This window comes from Streptomyces sp. NPDC002537, assembly GCF_053594975.1.
The window spans coordinates 116,554-123,501 of record NZ_JBSFWT010000011.1; the positions used below are offsets into that span (position 1 = coordinate 116,554).

A 6,948-nucleotide genomic window follows, 5' to 3' on the forward strand; every position below is an offset into this window, starting at 1 on the left:
GGGCCGGGTCACGCGTAGTGCGCGCGCAGTCGTCCGTACGCCCCCACGGGGGCCGTCGCGCGGTCGAGGGCCAGGAGGGCCGCGCCCAGGACGGGGGGTGCCGTGACGACGAGCGGCACCGCCTTGGGGGCGCGCTCGGAGAGCAGGGCCACCACCTGCTCGTGCAGCAGCGGATGGCGTGCCGCCAGCACGCCGCCGCCCAGCACCACGGGAACGTCCGTACCGAGCAGATCCAGCCGTTCCAGCGCCACCACCGCCATGGTGACGACCTCCTCCGCCTGCCGCAGGACGATCGCCCGCGCGACCGCGTCCCCGGCGGCGGCCACCGCGAACAGCACCGGAGTCATCTCGTACTGCCGCCCCGCGTCCAGGGCACCCAGGTGCAGCGCCTCGATCAGGGCGGGCATGTCCGGCAGCCCGAAGTGCGCGGGCAGGGCGCGGGCCAGTTCGCTCGGCTCGCCGCGCCCGTCGTCCGCGCGGGCCGCCCACCACAGAGCCTCGTCCGCGAGGTACCCGCCGCCGCCCCAGTCGCCGGAGAGCCGGCCGATCGCGGGGAAGCGGGCCGTCCGCCCGCCCGGGGCCAGCCCCGAGCAGTTGATGCCCGCGCCGCAGACCACGGCCACGCCCGTCGGCTCCCCCTCGTCGGGCAGGCCCGCCCGCAGCAGGGCGAAGGTGTCGTTGGCGACCGTGACCGAGTGCCCCCAGCCGCGGGCGGCGATCTCCGCGGTGAGCCGTTCCTCCTCCACCGGCAGATCGGCGTTGGCCAGGCACGCCTGGACGTGGCCCACCTTGATCCGCCCGGTCAGCCCGGCCCGCGCCGCCGCCTCGGCGAGCAGCGGCGCCAGGCCCGCGACGGCCCGCCCGGTCCCCGCCCGCTGCGGCTGGAAACCGCCGCCGCGTGCCTCCCCGAGCACCTTCCCGTGGAGGTCCACCAAGGCCACGTCGGTCTTGCTGTTGCCCGCGTCGATCGCGAACGCGATGTCGCTCAGGCCCACGCGAGGTGCTCCCGGTTGTGCGCGATCAGCTCGTCGGCCAGCCGGTCCGCGTAGGCGATCTGACCGATCAGCGGATGCGCCAGCAGCGCGTCGAACACCCGGTTCCGGCCGCCCTTGAGGGCCGCCTCCAGCGCCAGTTGCTCGTACGCGGTGACGCCCGCGACCAGCCCGGCGAACAGTGGCTCAAGGGGGCGTACGGGCAAGGGGTGCGCGCCCCGCGCGTCCACCGCCGCCGGGACCTCGACGACCGCGTCGTCCGGGAGGAACGGCAGGGTGCCGTTGTTGAACGCGTTGACGACCTGGACGTCGCCGGTGTCGCGCAGCAGGGAGGACGTCAGCGTGACCGCGGCCTCCGAGTAGAACGCGCCGCCCCGCTTGCCCAGCAGCTCCGGCTTCTCGTCCAGCGCCGGGTCGCCGTACAGCGCCAGCAGCTTCCGCTCCATCTCGGCCACTTCGGCGGCCCGCGAGGGCTTGCCCAGGAGCTCCCGGACGACCTCGTCGTGCTGGTAGAAGTAGCGCAGGTAGTACGAGGGGACGACGCCCAGGCGGTCCAGCAGGCCGCGGGGCATGCGCAGGTCCGCGGCGATGGCCCCGCCGTGCTCGGCGAGCAGCTCCGGCAGGACGTTCCGGCCGCCGACGGTCACCGACCGTTCCCATGTGAGGTGGTTGAGGCCCACGTGCTCCAGGGCGACGGCCTCCGGCGCGACCCCCAGGTGCGCGGCGAACTTCCGCTGGAAGCCGATGGCCACGTTGCAGAGGCCGACCGCGCGGTGGCCGGCGGTCAGCAGCGCGCGGGTCACGATCCCCACCGGGTTGGTGAAGTCCACGATCCACGCGTCCGGGTTGCGGCGCCGTACGCGCTCCGCGATGTCCAGCACCACCGGGACCGTGCGCAGCGCCTTGGCGAGCCCGCCCGCGCCCGTGGTCTCCTGGCCGACGCAGCCGCAGTCCAGGGGCCAGGTCTCGTCCTCGTCGCGGGCCGCCTGCCCGCCCACGCGGAGCTGGAGGAGGACGGCGTCGGCGCCGTCCACGCCCGCGTCCAGGTCCGCGGTCCAGGAGATCCGGCCGGGGTGCCCCTGCCGGGCGAAGATCCGCCGTGCCAGCCCGCCGACCAGCTCCAGCCGGTCCGCGGCGGGGTCGATCAGGACCAGCTCGGTCAGCGGCAGCACGTCGCGCAACCGGGCGAAGCCGTCGATCAGTTCGGGGGTGTAGGTCGAGCCGCCGCCGACCACGGCGAGCTTCATGTGCGCTCCATGGGATTCGACATGGGATTCAACATGGGGATCAGCCTTTTACTCCGGTGAGGGTGACGCCTTCGACGAAGGCTTTCTGTGCGAGGAAGAACACGACGATGACCGGTGCCATGACCAGCAGCGTCGCCGCCATGGTGAGGTTCCAGTTGACTCCGTGCGCGCTCTTGAAGGACTCCAGACCGTAACTGAGTGTCCAGGCGCCCGGGTTCTGCGCCGCGTAGATCTGCGGGCCGAAGTAGTCGTTCCAGCAGAAGAAGAACTGGAAGAGCGCGACCGCCGCGATGCCCGGCTTCGCCATCGGCACCACGATGCGCAGCAGTGTACGCAGCTCGCCGCAGCCGTCGACCTTCGCCGACTCCAGGTATTCCGTCGGGATCGTCAGCAGGAACTGCCGCAGCAGGAAGATCGAGTAGGCGTCGCCGAAGGCCATCGGAACGATCAGCGGCCACAGCGAACCCGAGAGGTGCAGCTGCTGGGCCCACACCAGATACATCGGGATGACGACGACCTGGGGCGGCAGCATCATGGTGGAGATGACCAGGATCAGCGCCGTGCGGCGGCCGCGGAACCGGAATCTGGCGAGCGCGTAGGCGACCGGGACCGACGAGCACACGGTGAAGAGGGTGCCGAGTCCCGCGTACAGCAGGGAATTCCGCCACCAGTCGAGGAAACCCGGGGTGCGGAACACGGTGGTGTAGTTCGACCAGTTCCACTCGTGCGGCCACAGTTCGCCGCTCATCGCCTGTGCGTCGCTCATGACCGAGGTCAGGAAGACGAAGACGAACGGCAGGACGAAGAACAGCGCGGCGGCGACGGCGGTCGTGTGCACGGCTATCCAGTGCAGGGCCCGGCGGCGGGCCGGAATCCCGGCTGCGGTGACGGCCATCGGAGCTCAGTCCTCTGCCGTCAGCAGGCCGGCCCGCTTGCGCATCAGCAGCGAGGTCACGGCCATGGCGATGGCGAAGAGCACGAGCGAGAGCACGCACGCGGCGCCGGTGTTGAAGTTCTGGAATCCCAGCGAATAGACGAGCTGCGGGACGGTGAGCGTGGAGTGGTCGGGATAGCCGGGCTGGATGACGCTGCCCGGTCCGACGCTGACCCCGGACGCGAGTTTCCCGGCGACCAGCGCCTGGGTGTAGTACTGCATGGTCTGCACGACGCCCGTCACCACGGCGAACATCACGATCGGGGTGATCGACGGCCAGGTGACATAGCGGAATTTCGCGAACGGGCCCGCGCCGTCCAGCTCGGCGGCCTCGTACTGCTCCTTGGGCACGTCCAGCAGCGCGGCCATGAAGATGACCATCAGGTCGCCGATGCCCCACAGGGAGAGCAGCACCAGCGAGGGCTTGGCCCACGCAGGGTCGTTGAACCAGTTGGGGGCGGCGACGCCGACCGCCGAGAGGGCCTTGTTGACCGGCCCCGTACCGGGGTTGAGGAGGAAGACGAACGCCACCGTGGCGGCCACCGGCGGGGCCAGGTACGGCAGGTAGAAGGCCGTGCGGAAGAAGCCGGCCCCCGACTTGATCCGGGTGACGAGCAGGCCGATGCCGAGTCCGAAGGCGACGCGGAGGGCGACCATCACGACCACGAGCCAGAGGGTGTTCCACAGGGCCGGGCCGAACAGCGGCATCTGCTCCAGCACATAGCGCCAGTTCCGCAGGCCGACGAAGGTCGGGTCCTGGATCTGGTTGTAGTGCATGAAGGAGAAATAGACGGTGGCGAGCAGCGGATAGCCGAAGAAGACGCTGAAACCGACCAGCCAGGGGGAGAGGAAACCGAGCGTACGCAGCCGCTCGCGCGCGTGTCTGCGGCGCAGTTCCGGTGCTAGGGGTATCGCCATGGCGGGCTCCGTCAGTCTCGGGACTGGAGGTTGTCGTCGTCTATCTGCCGGTCCAGCGCGCGCAGGCCCTTGGCCAGGTCGTGGACCCTGCCCGCCTCCACGTTGTAGGCGAAGTCCTTGAGCGCCACGATGTACTGCCCGCCGTTGACGGACGGGGGCATGCCGACGCTGTGCGGATTCGCCGCGATGTCGAGGAAGGTGCGGAAGGCGGGGTCGCGGTCGAGTTCCGGCGAGGCGAGCGCGGCCTTGGTGGACGGGACGTTGTGGATCGCGTTGGCGAGGGCGACCACCTGGCCGGTGTCGGTGGTCAGGAATTTCAGCAGTTCCCACGCCGCGTTCTGGTGTCTGCTGCTGTGGGCGATGCCCGCGACGGTGCCGGTGAGATAGCCGCGGCCGTATGTCTCGGGCCGGTCGTCGGGCACCGGCATCGGGGCGGTGCCCCAGCGGAAGGACGGTTTCGCGGCGTCCAGCATCAGCCCGCGCCATTCGCCGTCCATGTGCATGGCCAGCTTTCCGGTGAGGAAGGCGTTCTGCGAGGACATCTCGTCACCGAAGGTGGTGCGGAAGGTCTCCAGCCGGGTGTAGCCGCCCTGCGCGTCGAGCAGTTCCCGCTGGGTGGTGAAGAATTCCCCGGCCGCGGTGCCCTCGGCGAGCCGTGCCTTTCCCTCGCCGTCGAAGTACCGCGGGTCCCATTGGGCGAAGAGCCGGTCGGGACTGTTCTGGTAGAGCCGGAAGTCGGGCATGAATCCCAGCCGCTTGTACGAGCCGCCGGAGGTCCGCTCGGTGAGTTTCACCGCGTCCTCACGGAGTTCGGACATCGTACGCGGCGGCCGGGTGATGCCCGCCTCCTCGAAGGCGTCCTTGTTGTAGTAGAGGCCGTAGGCGTCCGCGAGCAGGGGGAGGGCGCACTGCGTGCCCCGGTAGGAGGTGTACGCGAGCAGGGTCTTCGGGAAGACCGCCGTCTTGTCGAGGCCCGACTTCGTCAGGAACGGGTCGAGATCGGCCCACATCCCGGAGGAGCAGTACTGCCCCACATTGTCGGTGGTGAAGGACGACACCACGTCGGGGGCGTCGCCGCCGCCCGCGCGCAGCGCCTGGTTCACGGTGGCGTCGGTGACGTTCCCGGTCGCCTTCACCCGGATGTTGGGGTGCAGCCTCTCGAACCGGGCGATCGACTCGTCGATGGCCTTGACCTCGTTCTGCTCCGACCAGCCGTGCCAGAACCGCAGGGTCACGGGCGCCGCCGGGTCGTCGTCGGCGCTCCCCCTGCCGGGACTGGCGCAGCCCGCCGCGAGCAGCCCCAGGACGGCCAGCAGCGGGAGGAGGAGGGCCGGTGCGCGGCGGCGTCGCGTGCGCGGCATGGCGGGACTCCTTGTCGGCAGAGGGTCGGACGGTGGGTCAGGCGGTGTCGAACACGGTGTTGCGGGCTTCGGCGAGCGCGGTGCGGAGCGCCCCGGTCAGGATCGGCGAGCCCTCGACGGCGCTCAGCCGGAGCAGCGGGCGGGGCAGGGACAGCCCGGTGAGTTCGGCCTCGACCATCGCGCGCAGCCGTTCGCCGCCCGCCTGGCAGACGGCGCCGGAGAGCACCACCAGCTCCGGGTCGACCACGGCGACGACGGCCGCGAGCCCGACCGCTAGCCGCCGTCCGAGCTCGGCGAGCACGTCGTCGCCCGCCCCCGGGACGGCGGCCGCGAGGGCGAGCGCCTCCGGTGCCGTACGGGCGTCGAGGCCGTGGGCGGCGGCGAGGGCGAGCACGGCGGGGGAGGCCACGAGCATCTGGAAGCCCCCGCCGCCGTCCGGGCCCGCGGTGGCGTCCTCGCCGCCGCGCGCGAGCGGTGCGCCGGGCAGCGGCATGTAGCCGATCTCGCCCGCGCCGCCGGTGGCGCCGCGCAGCAGGGTGCCGCCGAGCACGATGGCGGCGCCGACGCCCTCGTCGGCCCAGACGAGCACGAAGTCGTCGAAGTCCTGGGCGGTGCCGTCGTGCTGTTCGGCGACGGCGGCGAGGTTGACGTCGTTCTCGATGACCACGGGCGTGCCGAGGAGACCGGCGAGCTCGTCGCGGAGGGCGCGGGACTGCCAGCCGGGCAGGTGCGGCGCGTAGCGCAGGGTGCCGGTGCGCGGGTCGAGGGCGCCGGGTGTGCCGATGACCGTGCGGTGCAGGGCGTCGCGCCCGAGGCCCGCCGCGGCGAGCGCGCCGTCGACGGCCTCGGCGACCAGCTCGGCGGTCCGGTCGCGGACCGGTCCGGCTGTCGCCTCCGCCTCGACGCGGTGCTCGCCGACGACCTGCCCGGTGATGTCCGCGACGGCCGCGGTGATCCCCTCGGGGCCGACGGCGAGGGCCGCGACATGGGCGATGCCCGGGTTCACCTCGTACAGCCGGGCGCTGGGGCCGGGGCGGCCGGTGACGTTCCCGGTCGGACGGACCAGGCCCGCCGCCTCCAGACGGCTCAGCAACTGGGAAGCGGTGGGCTTGGAGAGGCCGGTGAGCTCGCCGAGGCGGGTGCGGGTGAGGGGGCCGTGGGCGATGAGCAGGTCGAGGGCGGCGCGGTCGTTCATGGCGCGCAGTACGCGGGGGGTTCCGGGGGCCATGGGTGCGCTCTTCCCGTTCGGGCACTGTTAGGAAACTTTCCTAACCATGAACGGGACGTTAAGGGTCATGTCAACGCGACGTCAATGGGGTGCGGCGGGGTTTCTTTCCCCAGCCCCGCCCCTTCCCGAAACCGGGGGAGACCCCCGGGCCCCCAGCGGCCTGCTGGGGGTCCCCCCGGACGAAGTCTGGGGGAGCGTCCTCAAACGCCGGACGGGCTGAATTCGCCCACTCCACCCGGGTTGTGGGCAGGCGCTCCGCAGGGCGATG

6 protein-coding genes are annotated in these 6,948 nt (G+C 71.8%); all 6 read right to left on the reverse strand.

What is annotated here, in order from left to right; genetic code table 11:
• Positions 1-8 precede the first annotated feature (8 nt).
• The 6 genes from ACWD4A_RS08200 to ACWD4A_RS08225 are packed head-to-tail and all read right to left on the reverse strand — an operon-like array spanning position 9 to position 6,680.
• The gene (locus ACWD4A_RS08200) at positions 9-995 is read right to left on the reverse strand and encodes an N-acetylglucosamine kinase (RefSeq protein WP_451190908.1); all 987 of its coding nucleotides are present in this window, start codon (positions 993-995) and stop codon (positions 9-11) included.
• Complete coding sequence (locus tag ACWD4A_RS08205; RefSeq protein ID WP_451190911.1) at positions 986-2,239, reverse strand: 6-phospho-beta-glucosidase; 1,254 nt, start codon at positions 2,237-2,239, stop codon at positions 986-988. The genes ACWD4A_RS08200 and ACWD4A_RS08205 overlap by 10 nt, the downstream gene beginning before the upstream one ends.
• A 40-nt stretch (positions 2,240-2,279) precedes the next feature.
• On the reverse strand, positions 2,280-3,134 hold the full coding sequence (locus ACWD4A_RS08210) for a carbohydrate ABC transporter permease (RefSeq protein WP_451190914.1): 855 nt from the start codon (positions 3,132-3,134) through the stop codon (positions 2,280-2,282).
• 6 nt (positions 3,135-3,140) lie between these two features.
• Entirely contained in the window at positions 3,141-4,091 is a 951-nt protein-coding gene (locus tag ACWD4A_RS08215; protein ID WP_451190917.1) for a carbohydrate ABC transporter permease, read from the reverse strand.
• Between the two features lie 11 nt (positions 4,092-4,102).
• Positions 4,103-5,452, reverse strand: coding sequence for an ABC transporter substrate-binding protein (locus ACWD4A_RS08220; RefSeq protein WP_451190920.1), 1,350 nt, complete (start codon positions 5,450-5,452; stop codon positions 4,103-4,105).
• A 37-nt stretch (positions 5,453-5,489) separates the two neighbouring features.
• The gene (locus tag ACWD4A_RS08225) at positions 5,490-6,680 is read right to left on the reverse strand and encodes an ROK family transcriptional regulator (protein ID WP_451190923.1); all 1,191 of its coding nucleotides are present in this window, start codon (positions 6,678-6,680) and stop codon (positions 5,490-5,492) included.
• Positions 6,681-6,948: the final 268 nt, after the last annotated feature.

What these genes read in the sequence shown, in the direction of transcription:
- ACWD4A_RS08205 (WP_451190911.1), bottom strand. Translation starts at nt 2,239, where the DNA reads ATGAAGCTCGCCGTGGTCGGCGGCGGCTCGACCTACACCCCCGAACTG.
- ACWD4A_RS08210 (WP_451190914.1), bottom strand. Translation starts at nt 3,134, where the DNA reads ATGGCCGTCACCGCAGCCGGGATTCCGGCCCGCCGCCGGGCCCTGCAC.
- ACWD4A_RS08215 (WP_451190917.1), bottom strand. Translation starts at nt 4,091, where the DNA reads ATGGCGATACCCCTAGCACCGGAACTGCGCCGCAGACACGCGCGCGAG.
- ACWD4A_RS08220 (WP_451190920.1), bottom strand. Translation starts at nt 5,452, where the DNA reads ATGCCGCGCACGCGACGCCGCCGCGCACCGGCCCTCCTCCTCCCGCTG.
- ACWD4A_RS08225 (WP_451190923.1), bottom strand. Translation starts at nt 6,680, where the DNA reads ATGGCCCCCGGAACCCCCCGCGTACTGCGCGCCATGAACGACCGCGCC.